This window comes from Actinoplanes campanulatus (genome assembly GCF_014647795.1).
Taxonomy (GTDB): domain Bacteria; phylum Actinomycetota; class Actinomycetes; order Mycobacteriales; family Micromonosporaceae; genus Actinoplanes; species Actinoplanes campanulatus.
Genome location: NZ_BMPW01000014.1, coordinates 116,573 through 133,134, shown reverse-complemented (window position 1 = coordinate 133,134; position 16,562 = coordinate 116,573). Strand labels below are relative to the sequence as shown.

The following is a 16,562-nucleotide window of genomic DNA, read 5'->3' as shown; positions in this document are numbered from 1 at the left end:
CCGGCGGGCCGTGGAGCTGGACGCCCGGGTCGGCGCCGGGTACGAGATCGGCCTGCGGTGGGGCGTGCCCACCCCGTACACCGGCGCTCTTCCGGGTTTGACCCGGCCTTTGTCAGCGACCGGCGAAGTCGGGCGTGCGTTTCTCCGCGAAAGCGGTGACCGCCGCGTGGAAGTCGGCGCTCTCCAGCAGCGCCGACTGGCCGGTCAGCTCGCGGGCCAGGCTTTCCTCCAGGTCGCCGAGGGTGGCCGCGTTGACCGCGTGTTTGGTCCGGGCGAGGGCCAGCGGCGCGGCCCGCGACAGCCGGGTGGTCAGCTCGTCGAGAGCCGGCCGGAGCTGCTCGGGCTCGACGACGCGGTAGACCAGGCCCCACTGGGCGGCGGTCGTGGCGGGCAGCCGTTCGCCGAGCAGGGCCAGGCTCATGGCGCGGGCGCGGCCGATGTTCGCCGGCACCAGCAGGGTCGCCCCGCCGTCCGGCATGAGGCCCACGTTGACGAACGCCAACTGGAAGAACGCCGACGTCGAGGTCAGCACCAGATCGCAGGCCAGGGCGATCGAGCAGCCCACCCCGGCGGCCGGGCCGTGCACCGCGGCGACCACCGGCCGGGGCACGGCGCGGATGGCGCGGACCACCCGGTTCGCGGCCTCGATCGTGCCGGCCGGCGAGGAGAGGTCGCCGACCGTCAGATCGGCCCCGGAGCTGAAGGCGCGGCCCGCGCCGGAGAGCACCAGCACGCGTACGTCCGGATCGTCGCCGGCCTCGGTGATCAGCTCGGCCAGATCGTCGAGCACGCCCTCGGTCACGGCGTTGAGCACGTGCGGCCGGTTCAGGGTGATCCGCAGGACCGGCCCGTCGCGATGGCAGTCGATGAAGGTCATCACGCCACCGCCGTACGGGTGCGCAGCCGGTTCTCGATGATGTCGACCGCCTCGGTGACGATCCGGTCGAGCAGCTCGGCGCAGGTGGGCACGTCGTCGATCAGCCCCTGGGCCATGCCGACCGACCAGATGCCGGCGTCCAGATCGCCGTCCTCGAACACTTTCCGGCCACGCGACCCGGCGACCAGCTGGGCGATGTCCGGGAACGCGCCGCCGCCGCGCAGGATCTCGACCACCTCCCGGCTGACCGCGTTGCCGGCGACGCGGGCCGTGTTGCGCAACTGCCGGAAGATCAGCTCGGTGCCGCGCTCGTCACCGGCCACGATGGCCTTCTTGACGCTGTCGTGGATCGGCGACTCGGCGGTGCACATGAACCGGGTGCCCATGTTGATACCGTCCGCGCCCAGCGCCAGCGCCGCCACCAGGCCGCGCCCGTCGGCGAACCCGCCGGAGGCGAGCACCGGGATGCTCAGCCGGGCGGTGGCCGCCGGGATCAGCACGAGGCCGGGGATGTCGTCCTCGCCCGGATGGCCGGCGCACTCGAAACCGTCGATGCTGACCGCGTCCACGCCGACCCTCTCGGCCTTCAGCGCGTGCCGGACGCTGGTGCACTTGTGGATGATCCGCACCCCGTGCTCGCGGAACATCGCCATGTGCGGCTCCGGATTGGATCCGGCCGTCTCCACGATGGTCACGCCGGAGTCGACGATCACCCGGCGGTACTCGTCGTACGGCGGTGGGGTGATCGTCGGCAGGATCGTCAGGTTCACGCCGAACGGCTGGTCGGTGAGCTTCCGGCAGCGCTCGATCTCGGCGGCCAGGTCCTTCGGGGTGGGCTGGGTCAGCGCCGTGATCATGCCGAGGCCGCCGGCCGAGGAGACCGCCGCCGCCAGTTCGGCGCGGCCCACCCACTGCATGCCGCCCTGCACGATCGGGTGCCGGACGCCGAAGACCTCGGCGAACCGGGTGCTCAGCGGCCCGGTCATCGCGGCGCCATCCGGATCGCGCCGTCCAGCCGGATCGTCTCGCCGTTCAGCATCGGGTTGCGCACGATGCTCACGGCCAGGTCGGCGAACTCGGACGGCCGGCCGAGCCGGGCCGGGTGCGGCACCTGCGCGCCGAGCGAGGCGCGGGCCTCGTCCGGCAGGCCGGCCAGCATCGGCGTCTCGAACAGGCCGGGCGCGATGGTCACCACCCGGATCAGCGACTTCGCCAGCTCCCGCGCGATCGGCAGGGTCATCGCGGCCACGCCGCCCTTGGAGGCCGAATACGCCGCCTGGCCGATCTGCCCGTCGAACGCCGCCACCGACGCGGTGTTCACGATGACGCCCCGCTCGCCGTCCACCGGCTCGGCGGCGGCGATGCGCTCGGCGGCCAACCGGATCACGTTGAAACTGCCGATCAGATTCACTTCGACGGTACGACGGAAGACGTCCAGCGGAAACGGGCCGTTCTTGCCGAGGACCCGGGCGGCCGTGCCGATCCCGGCGCAGTTCACCACCACCCGCAGGTCGCCGAGCGACGCGGCGATGTCGAGGGCGGCCGTCACGGATTCCTCACTGGTGACGTCGCCGGGGCTGAACCGGGCCGTGTCACCGAGGTGCCCGGCGACGTCCTTGCCGTCGGAGGAGGGCAGATCGACGATCACCACGTGCGCGCCCTCGGCGGCGAGGGCCTGCACGGTAGCGAGGCCGAGACCGGATGCGCCGCCGGTGACGAGGGCGACGTCGTGCTGGGACAGTCTCACGAAGGACTCCTTCAGGCAGCGTTGCCGGACCGTCAGAGTCTCACCCCATCGGACAGAAACAGTCAAGGCTGTCTGTTTACGGTCTTCATGTCAGCAGCGAATGCCGGGCGATCTCCTTCCAGTGCTCCAGCAGCGGCTCGGACGCCGGATCGCGGGCGTCGAAGGCGTAACTGAGCGCCGTGCCCCGCATGCTGGTGAACAGCACCGGGCGTACCGGCAGGTAGAGAGGGCGGCCCACCAAATCCGGGCCGAACAGCTGGTCCATCCGCGCCCAGATGGCCCGGCCCAGGCGCTTCTCCGCCGGCCGGATCGCCCCGGCCAGCGCCGGCTCGGTCCGCGACGCCACCCACAGCTCGGTCGCCGCCCAGAAACTCGGCTCCTGGAACGTCGCCCACAGGCAGTCCACCACCACGGCGATCCGCTCGCCCGGCCCGGTCGCGTCGGCGATCCGATCGGTCCACGGCCCCGGCACCGGCTCGGCCAGCTGCGCCTCGAAGATGTGGTGCGCCGCCGCGACCAGCAACTCCTCCTTCGACGGGAACTGGTGCAGCATCCGGCCCCGCGACATCCCGGCCTCGGCCTGGATGGAGATGGTGCTGGTCCGCGCATACCCGTCGCGCAGCAGGCAGGTGACCGCGGCGTCCAGGATCCGGGACCGGGACTCGCGGGTCCGGTCCGCCCGGGGCCGGCTCTCGGCGGGTGTCGTCGTCATCCGCCGACAATAGCGGTCAGGGTTGACCGCTCACCGAGTGAGGAGATGATGGGAGCATGCCGGATTCCGAAGCGGTACGGGTGCTGACCCGATGGCAGGACAGCGGCGGGACGTGGCGGGTCCTCGTGCAGAGCGACACCCACGTCACCGTCGCGCTGCTGACCTGCACCGAGGAGGAGGTCGAGCGCTGCACCTGGCCCAGCGATCCGCGGCTGCTCGCCCTCCTCAGCTGACGCCCGGCCCGTGGTTGGCGTGCTCCCACAGCCGGTTGTGGTGCACGTCGTTCAGGTCCCGTCCCGGATCGATCGCCGCCGAGAAGGGGCGGGCCGTGGTCGCGGCCGGCGCCCACGGGGCCGCCGTGTCGAAGCCCGCGCCCAGGAGGCTGTCGCGGATCACCAGCTGGCCGTTCGCGGTGACGCCGGGCAGGTAGCCGGTGGCGCCCGCGCCCTGGTCCCAGGCGCGGCCGAGGCGGCCGGTGGGCGCGGCCGCGTAGCCGTCGTCGGCCACGATCCGGGACCGGGTCACCAGGAATCCGTACGGCCAGGACGGCGCCGTGTTCGGTGCGAAGATCACGCCACCGGACGGTTTGCGGCTGGACACCAGACGGAACGTGCAGTTCGTGAAGACCGCGGCGGCCCGGCCGAAGACGAAGTCGGTGTCACCCTCGACGTAGGTGTCCCGCACCGACACCCGGGCGATCCGGGTCACGTCGTCGGCGTTGGTCATCAGGGTGTCCTGGCGGCTGATCAGGCGCAGCCCCTCCAGTTGGGTGCGGTCCGCGTCGGTCCGCAGCGCGAGCGCCTGATGGGTGCCCCGGTCCACGGTGTCCAGCAGGGTGTTCGTGACGGTCAGGTTCTTCAGCTGGAGGTCGGTGCTCTGCGCCCACACGACCGTGGCGCACAGCCCGGCCGTGGCGCTGGTCCTCGTGGCGCACGACTGGTACATGGGCCAGGCCGGGTCGCCCTCGGCGTACCGGCCGTCGGGGTTGACCTGGGCGGCCCACTGCGCGGGGGTGACCGTGGCGTCGACGGTGAATTCCAGGCGTACGTCCTCGGCCCGCCCGGCGCCGTAGATCGTCAACGGGGGAGTGCCGGCCGGGATGAACACCGTGCCGGTGTACGTGCCCGGCCGCACCGCGATCCAGAGCCGCTTCCCGCCGCCGGCCCGGTGGGCGGCGTCCACGGCGTCCTGCACGGTCGCGAAGCCGCGCCCACCGACGACGAGGTCGGGGCGGTGCGGGGTCCGGATCGGGCGCGGCCGCCAGGGATCGGCCACCGGAGCGGCGTACGTGCCGGAGAAGCCCAGATAGTTCGCGGCCGTGAACGGAGCCGCCTCGGCCGCCGACAGGACCGGCCGGGCGGTGGTCCCCGGTGGAACCTGCACGACCGCCATCAGCGCCACGGCGGCCACTGCTGCTACACCCATCATCAACCTCCAGGAATGCGCTTTCCCGAAGGATCATACTGTCGAGGTTCGTCGATGGCTCAGATCACTTTTCGGTACGCGTGCCGCCGTCCCGTCCTTTCACGGCCGTTCCGCCCGGCCCCGCGAGCCCGCTGCCCGCTCCGGCCCGTGCCGCGCCCGCCGGGCAAGATCGACCACGGCGCGGCCACTTGAAAACGGACAGCTCGGGCGGTGCCGGGGTGAGGGTGGGTGGCCGCACACGAGGGGCGGCGCGTGCGCGGTGGTCGAGGTGATTGCGCGGGTGGGGGGTCACGCTGCTGTGAGCGTGTGCGCCTGCCGGCTTCTGGCGTGAGCGTGTGCGCCTGCTGGGTCCTTTGGCCGTGGGCGTGTTGCTCCTGCCGGGGTTGAGTCGGCGAGCGCGTGGGCCTGCCGGCGGAGGGGTGGTGAGCGGGTGCGTCAGGTCCAGCAGGCGGCGGCGACGCGGCGGAAGTTGCCGCCCAGGATGGCCGCCACCGCGTCCGCCGGGTAGCCGCGGTCGCGCAGGGCGGCCTCCACCGCGAACAGGCCCTCCGGCGGGGTGAAGTTGATCGGGCCCCAGCGGGTGAACCAGTCGGGGAACAGCTCCGGGTTGTCGCGGATCGCCGCGTTGGCGTCCTCGAAGTCGAACGAGAAGTCCGTCGACAGGCCGACGTGCTCCGGCCCGACCAGCTCGACCGCGTAGTCGACGTGCCGGACGAAGGCGTCCACCGACGCGTCGTTCGGGCCCAGGAAGATGCCGATGCCGGTGATCCCGATGACGCCGCCGGTGGCCGCGCACGCCCGTGCCTGCTCGTCGGTGATGTTGCGCGGGTGGTCCCACAGCGCCCGCATGCAGGAGTGGCTGTAGATCATCGGCTTGGTGGTGACGTCGCTGATGTCGAGGGCGGTCCGGGCGCCGCAGTGCGAGCCGTCGGCCACCATGCCGACCGCGTTCATCTCGCGGATCAGATCCCGGCCGTACGCGGTCAGCCCCTCGTCGGTCTCGTCCAGGCACCCGCCGCCGGCCGCGTTGCGGTTGTTGTAGGACGGCAGCATGGTGCGCACGCCCAGGTCGTAGAACTCCCGCACCCGGTCCAGCCGCCCGTCCAGCGGGCCCGAGTCCTCCAGGTCGAAGGCGACCGCCACCCGTCCGGTGTCGCGGGCCGTGTCCAGGTCGGCGAGCCCGGCGGCGAGCACGAACCGCTCGTCCGCCCCGATCCGCGGCCGCCAGTCCGCCAGCAGCGCGACGACCTCGTCGTAGCCGTGCGGGGCGTACCCCACGTTGACCGAGACGTAACTGCCACCCGGACGGCGGTAGCGGTCCAGCTCACCGAGGTCGGCGGCGCTCGTCAGCGGCAGGCAGCAGTGTTGTTCCCAGAGCAGTGACACGTTCAGGACTCCAGATGGTCGGCGAGCACGCGGGCATGATTGTTCACGGTGTCGCGGACGCTGTAGAGCAGGGTCACCGTGCCGTGCTCGCGCTCCTTGCGGCGCAGCGCCGCGACGGCCTCCGGGTTGGCGTCGAGCTCGGCCCGGTAGCGCCGGGCGAACTCGCCGAACTCGCCGGTGTGCTGGTGGAACCACTGCCGCAGCCCGGTGCTCGGCGCGGCGTCCTTGGCCCACTCGCCGAGGGCCGCGCGCTCCTTGGAGACACCGCGCGGCCAGAGCCGGTCCACCAGGATCCGGTAGCCGTCGCCCGGATCGGGATCGTCCTGCACCCGCTTGATCTGGAAGGCCATTTCCGCATGTTATGTCCGGGCCTTCGCCGGTTCCGGTGCGGGGGCGCGACCCAGCTCGCGGACCGCCGGGATGAGCAGCAGGGCCGCGCAACCGAGGACGCCGGCCAGCACCGACGAGCCGAGGACCAGTTCCGCGCCGACGACCGCGGCGACCGGCCCGGCGAGCGCCTGACCGATCGGGAGGCTGCCGGTCGAGCCGAGCACCTCGTACGAGGTCATCCGGTTGAGCATGTCCGGCGGCACCTGGGTCTGCACGCTGGTCTGCCACTGCACCGACCAGAACGCCCAGACCAGGCCGTTGACCGCGGCCGCGGCCAGCAGCAGCGGCAGACCGGCGTGCAGCGCGATGGCCAGCGGCAGCAGCACGAAGGCGAACATCGCCACGGCTCCGGCGGCGAGCGGGCGCGCGGGCCGCAGCCGGAGGGCCGCGATGCCACCGCAGACGGTTCCGGCGCCGAGGGCGGAGTGCATCCAGCCGTACGCGGTGGCGCCCAGATCCGCGCTGACCAGGGTGGCGCCGAGCGGGATGAGCGGGCCGAACAGGAAGATCCCGTAGAAGACCCAGACCAGGATCACCGACCAGATCCACCGCCGGGCGCGGAACTCGTGCCAGCCCTCCCTCAGGTCGCGGATCGTCGACGACGAGGTGCGCGGGACCTCGTCCAGTCGCAGGCCTGCCAGGCAGAGGGCGCTGATCGCGAAGGTCGCGGCGTCCACCGCGTACACCGGACCGGGCCCGAGGAACGCGAAGATCAGGCCCGCGGCGGCGGGGCCGAGCATCTCGGCGATCGCGACCGCCGTACGGATGACGGCATTGGCCTTGTGGGGATCGCTCGCGACGAGTGGCACGATGCCGTTGACGCCGGGCTGGAACATCGCGGCGGACGCGCCGCTGACCGCCGCGCAGACGATCAGCAGGCCCAGCGACGGGGTGCCGGTGAAGAAGGCGACCGCGACGACGCCCTGGGCGACGACCCGCACCAGGTCGGCGCCGAGCATCAGCGGCCGGGCGCCGAACCGGTCCGCGAACACCCCGCCGAACAGGATGCACCCGAGCATCGGCAGCATCCAGGCGGCCAGCACCAGCCCGACCCCGGTGGCGCCGTGGATCCGCCCGACCGCCAGCGCGGCCGCCACCGTGAGCATCGCGTCGCCGAAGACGGAGACGGCCCGGGCCACGAAGTAGCGGGTGAATCCAGTGGTCCACATCAGTCGATCCTTGCTCGATCGACCCCGTTGGGTAAAGTTTATTTACTGTTTGTGAGGGGCGGCACCAGCTTGGCGGTGATGTCGCGCAGCCGGGCGACGTCCTCGGCGGTCAGGTGGTCGAAGACCAGGCGGCGCACCTCGGCCACATGGCCCGGCGCGGCCGCCCGCAGCGCCGCCATCCCGGCCTCGGTGAGCTGCGCGATCTGGCCGCGCTTGTCGCTGGGGCAGGCCTGCCGCAGCACCCAGCCGCGCTGTTCGAGATTGCTGACCGCGTGCGACAGCCGGGTCGTGGTGGTCCCGGTCAGCCGGGCCAGCCGGGTCATCCGCATGGCCCGGCCCGGCTCGGCGCTGAGCGTGGCCAGAATCTGGTAGTAGGCGTGCGGAATGCCGGCGTCCTGGCGCAACTGCTGGTCCAGGGCGGTGGGCAGCATCATCAGCACCTGCGCCAGGTTGATCCAGGCCTCCGGCTCGGCGCCGGTCAGCCAGCGTACGGGTGAAGCGTCGGTCACCTGCTCATCCTCCTCGATCCTTCTAGACGGCGGGCGCCAGCAGGTGGGCGTTGACGTCCCGGACCAGATCGCCCAGGCCCGGGTGCTCGACCACGGCCACTCCGCCGTCCGCCAGGATGCGCACACCCTCGCAGTCGGCGAACAGCGACGGCTCACGCAACGCCAGCACGACCCGGCCGATCCCGGCGGTCAGGATCAGATGCGTGCACGAGGTGGGCCGGGACCGGCGGGTCGTGCACGGCTCCAGCGAGCTGTACATGGTGGCGCCGGCCAGATCGAGGTCGCGGTGGCCGGCCAGCTTGGCGAGCGCCGCCTCCTCGGCGTGGTGGGCCGGGTGCGACTCGCCGGTGTAGCCGGTGGCCAGCGCCGTGCCGTGCCGGTCGACGATGACGGCGCCGACCGCGTAGTGGCTCGGCGACGGGGGAGAGAGCCGGGAGAGGTCGATCGCGGTGGTCAGCCAGCGCCGGTCGACGTCGTACGTGAAGGCCATGCGAGGGGTCCCTTCGGCGAGGGGTGGTGACGTCCCATCGGCGCGCCGCCGCCCGAATCGACGATTCCGGCCGGTCCGGATCAGCCGGCCAACGGCAGGTCGATGGTGTGGTGGGTGTGCGCGACCTTGGCCGACAGGTAGCGGGCGTTGGCCTGGGAGAGGTGCACCGCGGTCGGGATCCGGTCGGCCACCTCCACGCCGAGGGCGTCCAGTTGGGCGGCCTTGTCCGGGTTGTTGCTCAGCAGCCGGATCCGGCCGGCGCCCAGCGCGGTCAGCATCTGCGCGGCCGGGGTGTAGTCCCGCTCGTCCTCGCCGTGGCCCAGCGCCAGGTTCGCCTGGTAGGTGTCGAGCCCGGTGTCCTGGAGGGCGTAGGCGTCGAGCTTCGCGTACAGGCCGATGCCGCGGCCCTCCTGGCGCAGGTAGAGCAGGAAGCCGCCGGTCTCGCTGATCCGCTCGGCGGCCTCGCGTAACTGTGGTCCGCAGTCGCAGCGTTCGGAGCCGAAGACGTCGCCGGTCAGGCACTCGCTGTGCGGGCGGACCAGGGGAGCGCCGCCGCCGGCGATCGCGGCGCGCCAGTCGCCCAGGCCCAGCGCCAGGTGCTCGCGGCCGTCGGACAGCCCGTGGAAGGTGAACACCTCGGCCGTGGTGGCGTAGCCGTCCGGGAACCGCAGGGGCACCGTCACCCGCGTACGAATCCGCGCCGCGGTCGTCATCACCGTCATGCCCGCCTCCGAAGTTGTTGAAGTTTCACATTCGAGCATCCGCGCCGGATGTTGAAAGATCAATAACTTCGCCTGTGGTTCCGGTCACCCGGTCCGCCTCGTGCGTACCGTGACGGGGTGGAGGTCTTCCGGGGTGGCCGTCCGACCGCCGGGGTGGTGCGGATCGGCGACACGGTGCGGCGTCCCGGCTCGCCCGCGTCGGCGTTCACCGCCGCCCTGCTGACACGCCTGGCCGCGACCGGTTTCGACGGCGCGCCGCGTCATCTGGGGCGCGATGAGCTGGGCCGCGACATCCTGACGTTCCTGCCGGGCGAGGTGCCCGCCGAGTGGCGCGCCCACGACGACGCTCAGGTGGCCGCCGTGGCCGCGCTGATGCGCCGGATACAGGCGCCGCCGGTGACCGCCGGGCCGCCGCCGGCCGAGTGCCTGGCGTGGACCCGGCGGGAGAGGGCTTTCGTACGGCGCTTCCGCGACGTGTTCGCGGCCGCTATGCGCTGGTTCCGGTCCGGGTCACGGGCGTCTCGGCGGGGGCGTAGGCGGCGTGTACGGCGTGCGCGCCCGCCGAGTGGGCCCGCTCCGCCTCGTCGCCGGTCACCGGCACGCGCTCCTCACCGACCGTCGGCTCCGCCTTGGGCCGTCCGTGGCGGGTGTCCCACACGTCCCGGGCCAGGATCTGCAGGATGCCGGCGACCGGGATGGCCAGCAGCGCGCCGAGAATCCCGGCCAGCTCCACCGCGAGCAGGATCGCCACCAGCACGGTGAGCGGGTTGAGCTGCACCGTCCGGGCGAAGACGACCGGCTGCAACAGGTGGTTCTCCAGTTGCTGGTACAGCACGAAGAACGCCACCACGACGATCCCGGCGGTGGTCGACTGGGTGAACGCCGCGAGGCTCGCCACGATGGCCCCGATGGTGGCGCCGACCAGCGGGATCAGGTCGGTGACACCGACGAACAGGGCGATCAGGCCGGCGTACGGCACGTCCATGATCAGCAGGGTGACGAAGGTGAGCGTGCCGCAGACGAAACTGATCAGCAGGTTGCCGGTGAGGTAGCCGGTGACCGTCTTGGCGCAGTCGTGCCCGACCCGGCGGATGTGCTCGGCCCGGCGCTCCGGGAAGAGGGCCAGGAACCCGTCGACGACCTTCGGCGCCTCCAGCACCATGAGGTAGGAGAGCACGAAGATGGTGACGACGCCGGCCACCCCGGTGGCCACCGAACCGAGGAGGGCGATGGTCGGCGCGCCCAGGCCGGCGGCGTAGTCACGGATCCGGTCGGCGTTGTTCTCGGCGTACTCCATCAGATGGAACCGCTCGACCAGGCTGCCGACCGGACCGCGGCCCGCCCGCAGATCGTCGATGATCTGCGGGAAGTTGTCGATCAGCTGGGCGCCCTCCCGGGCCAGCGGCACCACGAACAGCGTGATCAGGCCGCCGAGCAGGGCGAACGCCGTGAGGAACACCAGCAGGGTGGCCAGCCAGCGCCGGCCGAACGCGCCGCGCCGGGTCACCCAGCCGACCGCCGGGTGCAGCGCCACCGCGAACAGCGCCGAGACCAGGATCCAGGTCAGGACCTGGCGTGTGTGGTAGGCCAGCAGCAGCACCGCCGCGGTGGCCAGCACGATCCCGATGACGACGAGCGTACGGCGCGCGACCACCGCCGTGTCTGTTTGCCCCATGCGCGCCGGGTACCCGGCCGTCACCAGCGCAAACAGGACCGAACCGGTCCCTGTGCCGGGCGCTGCGCTACGGTGACGGCCATGCCGCGGCGATCACCTGGGAGCTACCGCGTCGGGATCGCCCGGCGGGAGGCGATCCTCGAGGCGGCCGTCCGGCACTTCGCCAAGGGCGGCTACCACCGGACCGCGATGGCGCGGATCGCCGCCGACCCCGGCGTCACCGGGGCCGGGGTGCTGCGCCGGCTGCTCGAGATGACCGGGCGGCAGCTGGAGGAGCCCGGGTTGATCGAACTGTTCGTGCTGGTCTCGGCGGAGGCGGCGGACACCTCCAGCCCGGCGCACCGGCTGTTCGCCGAGCGCTACGACAGCGCCGTCGACGGTCTCGCGGCCCGGCTGCGGCGAGCGGTCGACAGTGGCGAGTTCCGGGCGGACACCGACTGCACGGCCATCGCCCGGGAGTGCATCGCGGTCAGCGACGGCCTGCAGCTGCAATGGGTGCTCAGCGGCGGGACCCTCGACCTGACGGCGGCCGTCCGGGCCCCCCTGGAGCGGGTCGCCCGCGCCGTCACCGCGGACGGCAGCGGCCTCGGCGACTGAGACCGGCGTATCCGGTCGACTGTCCGCCGGTCCCATGTGTACCGGCCGGACATCCGCGGTGGCGCCGCCCCACGAATCGGTTCCGATCGGTCGAGGGGGAAGCGAAGGAGGCCGCCGATGGCGCCGCCCACTACTGACAGTGTGCTCATCGCTACTAATATCAAGCGGATGTGCATCGACGCGGATAAGTGGATCGCGGGGGCCGGGTCGTGACCGATCAGGCGGTGCGCGTCGTGGTCGCGCCGGAACCCACACCGGCCCCCGCGGTCACCGGTCGCGCGTGGCGGGGACTCGCGGTCGTGCTGGGCTCCCAGGCCTGCGCGCTGTCGGCCAACCGCATGCTGCTGATCGCCATCCCGTGGCTGCTGCTGACCAGCACCGGCGACCCGGCCAAGGCCGGGCTCGTGACGCTCTGCCAGGCACTGCCGTACGTCATCGTGCAGGTCGTCGTCGGGCCGCTGATCGACCGGCTCGGCGCGCGGCGGATCAGCATCGCCGGTGACGCGATCAGCGCGGTCGCCATGATCCTGCTCGCGGCGGCGCCCGGGCCGCCGCTGCTCATGGTGATGCTCTGCATGGCCTGCGTGGGGGCGGCCGACGGGCCGGCCGTCGCCGCCAAGCACACCCTGCTGCCGGGGGCGACCGAGGACGCCGGCCAGCCGATCGAGCGCGGCACCGGCATGGCGACGGTGATCGAGCGGGCCGCCACCAGCGCCGGGCCACTGGCGTCCGGAGTGCTCGTGGCGGCGTTCGGCGCCCGTACCCTCTGGGCCGTCGCCGTGCTCTTCGCCGCCGCCGCCCTGATCGGCGTCACCGGGCCGCGGGCCGCGGGCCGTTCCCGTGCAGCCCGGCCGGGCGGCTACCTGCGGCAACTGCGCGACGGCGCGGGCTTCCTGCACCGCGACCGCTCACTGCGGGCCATCGTGCTCATGTACGTCATCACGAACTTCCTGGACCAGGCGTTCCTCACGGTGCTGCTGCCGGTGTGGGCGCACGGGCACGGTCACGGGGTCGCGTTCGTCGGCCTGCTCAGCGGCGTCTTCGGGGCGTGTGCGGTGTTCACGGCCGCGATCGCCGCCTGGATCGGCGCCCGCTTCCCCCGCCGGACCGTCTTCCTGGTGGCGATCATCGTGGCCGGGGTGAGCCGGTACGTGGTGCTGGCCGCCGACGCGCCACCCACCGTCGTGCTGCTGGTCTTCGCGGCGGCCGGGCTCGGCAGCGGCGCGGCCTGCCCGATCGTCGAGGCGGTCGAGGCCGAGCGGGTCCCCGACCACATGCGCGGCCGGGTCCGCACCCTGATCGTCGCCTGGGCGTGGGCCGGGATCCCGTTCGGCGGCCTGGCCGGCGCCGCCATGCTGGCCGCCGGCCCGGGCGCGGCCCTGTGGGCGTGCGGCGCCGTCTACCTGGCCGCGGTCGTCCACCCCGGATTGCGGGTGACCTGGCGCCGTTGACCCGCGTCTGTCCGGCCGCCGTCGTCCACCGGGATCACGGGTGAGCTGGCACTGTTGACCCGCGTCTGTCCGGCCGCCGTAGTCGACTGGGATCACGGGTGAGCTGCCACTGTTGACCCTTGACGGAGTGAGTGCTCACTCCGTACCGTCGATGTCATGACAGACGCACCCACCAGCCGGCGCCGCGCGCCGGGAATGAGCCCCGACCGACGTCGCGACATGATCGTTCAGACGGCCCTGCCGCTGATCGCCCAGCACGGCGCCGCCGTCACCACCGCCCAGATCGCCCGGGCCGCCGGCATCGGCGAGGCCACCGTCTTCCGGGTCTTCGCCGACAAGGACGCCGTCCTCCAGGCCTGCATCGCCACCGTCCTCGACCCCACCGTGGCGCTGGAGGACCTCGGCGCCATCGACCTCACCCTGCCGCTGGCCGACCGGCTCCTGGAGGCCGCCGACGCCCTCGACGCCTACCTCGACCGGATGGGCACCGTCCTCGGCGGACTGCACGCCGCCGGCCTCCCGAACCGGCGGCCACCCGCCCCCACCGACGGCGCCCCCCGGCGCGACGACGCGCAGGCCGCCACCCGGGAGGCCGTCGTGGCACTGTTCGAACCCGACGGTGACCGGCTGCGGCTGCCCGCGCACGTGCTCGCCGACGCCTACCTGCGGCTGCTGTTCGGCCGCACCGCCGGACCCGGCCGCCCCGCCGAGAAACCGGACCGCCGGCAACTCATCGATCTTCTGCTCAACGGGGCATTCCGCGAAGCTCGCTGATCTTTTCAGAAAATAGAATTGCGGGGTACGGCGACCGCTGACTATCGTCGTCCTCACAACACACCGCAACAGACTCGAGGAGCTTCCGATGAACCGCTGGCAAACCGAAACGATCTCGGTCGCCGTCGTCATCGAGAACTTCGAATCCCAGCCCGGGAGGCGCTGCTAGCGCCCGCGGAAGCGCCCAGCGCCGAAGCCGCCTCCCGGACCCGGGGAAGGCGGCTTCACTGTTTTCACATAGGGGTGTGGCGCAATTCGGTGGCGCAGCGGCTTCCAAATCCGAAGGTTGCAGGTTCGAATCCTGTCGCCCCTGCTTTTCGTGCGAGAGATTCGCTGAATTGACAACTGAACAGTGGCTTTTGCAGGCCCATCAAGCTCAGACGGCGGAGCATCCGGTTGAAGCCCGGGAGGTGCGCGGTTCGATTCCGCGGGTGGGTGCGCACGACAAGGACCAGCGGAGCAGCCAGGAGTGCTCACCGGTCTCTCAATCCGGAGGTCGCGGGTTCGAATCCCGCCTGGTCTACGACACGGCCGGCATATGGCCGGTCTCTTTCCGAGATGGTGCAACAGGCAGCACGCCCGGCTCTGGACCGGGAGGTTCGAGGTTCGAATCCTCGTCTCGGAGCGCAAGCAGCACGCCGATGTAGCTCACCGGGTAGAGCGGCCGCCTCGTAAGCGGCAGGCAGGCGGTTCGAGTCCGCCCGTCGGCTCGAAAGGAGAACACATGCCGACGCAGGGGAGTCCGGAGTCCCCGTCACCGGAGTCAAGGTGAAGATCGCGGGTTCGAATCCCGTCGTCGGTGCGACGCTGGTGTAGCTCAGTCGGTCAGAGCATCGAGCCGATAACTCGAAGGCCGGCGGTTCGATTCCGCCCACCAGCACACGTCCGGCCGGCTCGACGTAAGGGCACCGTCCTGACACGACGGAGCCCATCCGTTCGACACCGGCGCCGGACACACGGAGCCGTCGACTAAGCGGTCAGGTCACCGTCCTTTCAAGTCGGAAGGTGCGGGTTCGAATCCCGTCGGCTCCACAAATCCCTCGTCGCCCAACCGGCAGGGCAGCGCACTGTTAATGCGTACCGGTGTCAGTTCGAGTCTGACCGAGGGAGCGGTAAGGCAAGGCCCGGTCAACGGTTCGAAACCGTCGCCGGGCCATTCCCCTGGCAGGTGCACACGAGGGAACCCGCGTGTGCGGGGGCCAAGGCCATCGGCCGGGTGGGCTCGCACGGCATCGCGACCGTGTGCGCCTGCCCTGCCAGCCGGCCCGCGACCGTGTGCGCCTGCCCTGCCAGCCGGCCCGCGACCCGGAGGACGTGGCGGGATGGTGGGCCGGCGGTCACTCGACCAGGGCCGGGGCGTCCTCCCGCACCGGCCGTAGGCACAGCGCCGCCGTCGCCAGGCCGGCGACGGCCGCGCCGCCGAGCAGCAGCCGGTAATCGGCGACCGCCAGCAGGCTCGCGCCGGTCGCCTGACCGATCGCGCCCGGCGCGAAGCTGAGCAGCGTGACCGTGCCCGAGACGCGGCCGAGACAGGCCGCCGGGACATCCCGCTGGAGAACGGTCGCGCCGATGATCAGCACCCACGGCGCCGCCAGGCCCGCGAGCAGCGCGGCGACGAGCACCGGGGTGAGCGACGGCAGGCAGCGCAACGCCGCACCGGCCGCGAAGAGGGCGATGCCCGTCCCGGCGAACACGTGCGGCCGCATCCGCCGCTGCAACGGCCCGGCCAGCAGGCCGGCGGCCACCGATCCGGCGCCCTGCACCGTCATCAGCACACCGGCGAAGGCCGGCGCCCGGTGTAGGCCCTCGTCGACCACGGCGAAGACCGTGGTGCCGGCCATCCCGACCAGGAACATGAGCGACGACGTCGACAGCACGATCCGCCGCAGGACCGGCTGCCGCCACAGCTGACGGGCGCCCTCGGCGATCCGCTGCCGCCAGGGCTCCGCCGCCGGCGTCCGCTCGATCCGAACCGGACGGATGAGCAGGCACAGCGCGGCCGCCACGAAGAACGTGACCGCGTCCAGCACGGCGACGCCCGCGCCGCCCAGCCAGGTGAACAGGCCCGCGCCGAGCAGTGGGGCGGCCAGTTTCACACCCTCGGACGCGGACATCCGCAGCCCGTTGAGGTCGCCGAGCTGATCCGCCGGGACCGCGGCCGGCAGGACGGCGTTCTCGGCGGCGTCGAGGACCACGAAACTGACGCCGTAACAGAGCATGACCGCGAAGATCAGCCACACCCGCGCCTCGGTATCGACCAGCAGCAGGAGCAGGAGCAGCAGGCCCATCACCGCGTTGCCGCCGATCATCACCCGCTGCCGGCGGGGCGCGCGGTCCACGATCGCCCCGATCACCGGCCCGGCCAGGGTGGGCGCCCAGACCAGGAAGCCGACCCAGGCCGCCAGGCTGCTGTCACCGGTGAGCGCCATGACCCAGATGCCGGCGGCCAGCATCATCGCGTTGCTGCCGAAGCTGGAGACGAGAACCGCTCCGAGATATGCCGTCGCGTTCCGGCTCCACTTCACCTGTCACTCCTCCGAGGTTGAGTCGTTGGGGCTCAACGCTAGGTGTCCGATTTGGCGGGGTCAATGGCGATTTTGTCAATAAATAATTGACAACGTTCGGCGATGAATTCCGG

17 protein-coding genes and 9 tRNA genes are annotated in these 16,562 nt (G+C 72.0%); 13 read left to right on the top strand and 13 right to left on the bottom strand.

Annotation, left to right across the window (positions count from 1 at the left end; genetic code table 11):
* Positions 1-112: 112 nt before the first annotated feature.
* From IEZ13_RS26250 to IEZ13_RS26235, 4 genes are all read right to left on the bottom strand, one after another.
* Positions 113-877, bottom strand: coding sequence for an enoyl-CoA hydratase (locus tag IEZ13_RS26250; protein WP_183223754.1), 765 nt, complete (start codon positions 875-877; stop codon positions 113-115).
* Positions 877-1,863 carry an NAD(P)H-dependent flavin oxidoreductase gene (locus IEZ13_RS26245; protein WP_183223752.1) on the bottom strand — a complete coding sequence of 329 codons (987 nt, stop codon included), beginning with the start codon at positions 1,861-1,863 and terminating at the stop codon, positions 877-879. Before IEZ13_RS26245 ends, IEZ13_RS26250 begins: the two co-directional genes overlap by 1 nt.
* Positions 1,860-2,624: a 3-hydroxyacyl-CoA dehydrogenase gene (locus IEZ13_RS26240; protein ID WP_183223750.1), complete on the bottom strand. Its 765-nt coding sequence runs from the start codon at positions 2,622-2,624 to the stop codon at positions 1,860-1,862. The genes IEZ13_RS26245 and IEZ13_RS26240 overlap by 4 nt, the downstream gene beginning before the upstream one ends.
* Positions 2,625-2,709: 85 nt before the next feature.
* Positions 2,710-3,336: a TetR/AcrR family transcriptional regulator gene (locus IEZ13_RS26235; RefSeq protein ID WP_183223748.1), complete on the bottom strand. Its 627-nt coding sequence runs from the start codon at positions 3,334-3,336 to the stop codon at positions 2,710-2,712.
* 56 nt (positions 3,337-3,392) lie between these two features.
* Between IEZ13_RS26235 and IEZ13_RS26230 the strand changes: the two genes are divergently transcribed.
* The gene (locus IEZ13_RS26230) at positions 3,393-3,569 is read left to right on the top strand and encodes a hypothetical protein (protein WP_183223746.1); all 177 of its coding nucleotides are present in this window, start codon (positions 3,393-3,395) and stop codon (positions 3,567-3,569) included.
* On the opposite strand, the gene IEZ13_RS26225 is transcribed toward IEZ13_RS26230, so the two are convergent.
* The 8 genes from IEZ13_RS26225 to IEZ13_RS26190 form a co-directional block, all read right to left on the bottom strand.
* Positions 3,562-4,761: a putative acyl-CoA thioester hydrolase gene (locus IEZ13_RS26225; RefSeq protein ID WP_203834004.1), complete on the bottom strand. Its 1,200-nt coding sequence runs from the start codon at positions 4,759-4,761 to the stop codon at positions 3,562-3,564. The two genes, IEZ13_RS26230 and IEZ13_RS26225, sit on opposite strands and share 8 nt — an antisense overlap.
* 435 nt (positions 4,762-5,196) lie before the next feature.
* On the bottom strand, positions 5,197-6,147 hold the full coding sequence (locus IEZ13_RS26220; RefSeq protein WP_183223742.1) for a dipeptidase: 951 nt from the start codon (positions 6,145-6,147) through the stop codon (positions 5,197-5,199).
* Between the two features lie 2 nt (positions 6,148-6,149).
* Positions 6,150-6,497 (bottom strand): DUF488 domain-containing protein, encoded by a 348-nt coding sequence (locus tag IEZ13_RS26215; protein WP_183223741.1) that lies wholly within the window; start codon positions 6,495-6,497, stop codon positions 6,150-6,152.
* Positions 6,498-6,506: 9 nt separating this feature from the next.
* Positions 6,507-7,706 (bottom strand): MFS transporter, encoded by a 1,200-nt coding sequence (locus IEZ13_RS26210; protein ID WP_183223739.1) that lies wholly within the window; start codon positions 7,704-7,706, stop codon positions 6,507-6,509.
* A 38-nt stretch (positions 7,707-7,744) separates the two neighbouring features.
* On the bottom strand, positions 7,745-8,215 hold the full coding sequence (locus IEZ13_RS26205; RefSeq protein ID WP_229795038.1) for a MarR family winged helix-turn-helix transcriptional regulator: 471 nt from the start codon (positions 8,213-8,215) through the stop codon (positions 7,745-7,747).
* A gap of 22 nt (positions 8,216-8,237) precedes the next feature.
* Positions 8,238-8,705, bottom strand: coding sequence for a cytidine/deoxycytidylate deaminase family protein (locus IEZ13_RS26200; RefSeq protein ID WP_183223737.1), 468 nt, complete (start codon positions 8,703-8,705; stop codon positions 8,238-8,240).
* An 80-nt stretch (positions 8,706-8,785) separates the two neighbouring features.
* Positions 8,786-9,427, bottom strand: coding sequence for a GTP cyclohydrolase II (locus tag IEZ13_RS26195; protein ID WP_183223735.1), 642 nt, complete (start codon positions 9,425-9,427; stop codon positions 8,786-8,788).
* A 487-nt stretch (positions 9,428-9,914) separates the two neighbouring features.
* Positions 9,915-11,102 carry an AI-2E family transporter gene (locus tag IEZ13_RS26190; RefSeq protein WP_183223733.1) on the bottom strand — a complete coding sequence of 396 codons (1,188 nt, stop codon included), beginning with the start codon at positions 11,100-11,102 and terminating at the stop codon, positions 9,915-9,917.
* An 81-nt stretch (positions 11,103-11,183) separates the two neighbouring features.
* Here IEZ13_RS26190 and IEZ13_RS26185 point away from each other — a divergent pair, with 81 nt between their 5' ends.
* From IEZ13_RS26185 to IEZ13_RS26130, 12 genes are all read left to right on the top strand, one after another.
* Positions 11,184-11,699: a TetR family transcriptional regulator C-terminal domain-containing protein gene (locus IEZ13_RS26185; RefSeq protein WP_183223731.1), complete on the top strand. Its 516-nt coding sequence runs from the start codon at positions 11,184-11,186 to the stop codon at positions 11,697-11,699.
* A 209-nt stretch (positions 11,700-11,908) separates the two neighbouring features.
* Positions 11,909-13,150 (top strand): MFS transporter, encoded by a 1,242-nt coding sequence (locus IEZ13_RS26180; RefSeq protein ID WP_229795035.1) that lies wholly within the window; start codon positions 11,909-11,911, stop codon positions 13,148-13,150.
* Positions 13,151-13,306: 156 nt separating this feature from the next.
* The gene (locus tag IEZ13_RS26175; RefSeq protein WP_183223729.1) at positions 13,307-13,924 is read left to right on the top strand and encodes a TetR/AcrR family transcriptional regulator; all 618 of its coding nucleotides are present in this window, start codon (positions 13,307-13,309) and stop codon (positions 13,922-13,924) included.
* 239 nt (positions 13,925-14,163) lie between these two features.
* Positions 14,164-14,237, top strand: a tRNA-Trp gene (locus tag IEZ13_RS26170).
* A 52-nt stretch (positions 14,238-14,289) separates the two neighbouring features.
* Positions 14,290-14,362, top strand: a tRNA-Phe gene (locus IEZ13_RS26165).
* 10 nt (positions 14,363-14,372) lie between these two features.
* Positions 14,373-14,447 (top strand) — tRNA-Glu (locus IEZ13_RS26160).
* Positions 14,448-14,476: 29 nt separating this feature from the next.
* Positions 14,477-14,549: transfer RNA gene (locus tag IEZ13_RS26155), tRNA-Gln, on the top strand.
* Positions 14,550-14,561: 12 nt separating this feature from the next.
* A tRNA-Thr gene (locus IEZ13_RS26150) sits at positions 14,562-14,634 on the top strand.
* A gap of 16 nt (positions 14,635-14,650) precedes the next feature.
* Positions 14,651-14,726 (top strand) — tRNA-OTHER (locus IEZ13_RS26145).
* 4 nt (positions 14,727-14,730) lie between these two features.
* Positions 14,731-14,804, top strand: a tRNA-Ile gene (locus IEZ13_RS26140).
* A 78-nt stretch (positions 14,805-14,882) separates the two neighbouring features.
* Positions 14,883-14,956 (top strand) — tRNA-Glu (locus IEZ13_RS26135).
* Positions 14,957-14,960: 4 nt separating this feature from the next.
* Positions 14,961-15,034 (top strand) — tRNA-Asn (locus IEZ13_RS26130).
* A gap of 227 nt (positions 15,035-15,261) precedes the next feature.
* On the opposite strand, the gene IEZ13_RS26125 is transcribed toward IEZ13_RS26130, so the two are convergent.
* Positions 15,262-16,449 (bottom strand): MFS transporter, encoded by a 1,188-nt coding sequence (locus IEZ13_RS26125; RefSeq protein ID WP_203834005.1) that lies wholly within the window; start codon positions 16,447-16,449, stop codon positions 15,262-15,264.
* Between the last annotated feature and the right edge of the window lie 113 nt (positions 16,450-16,562).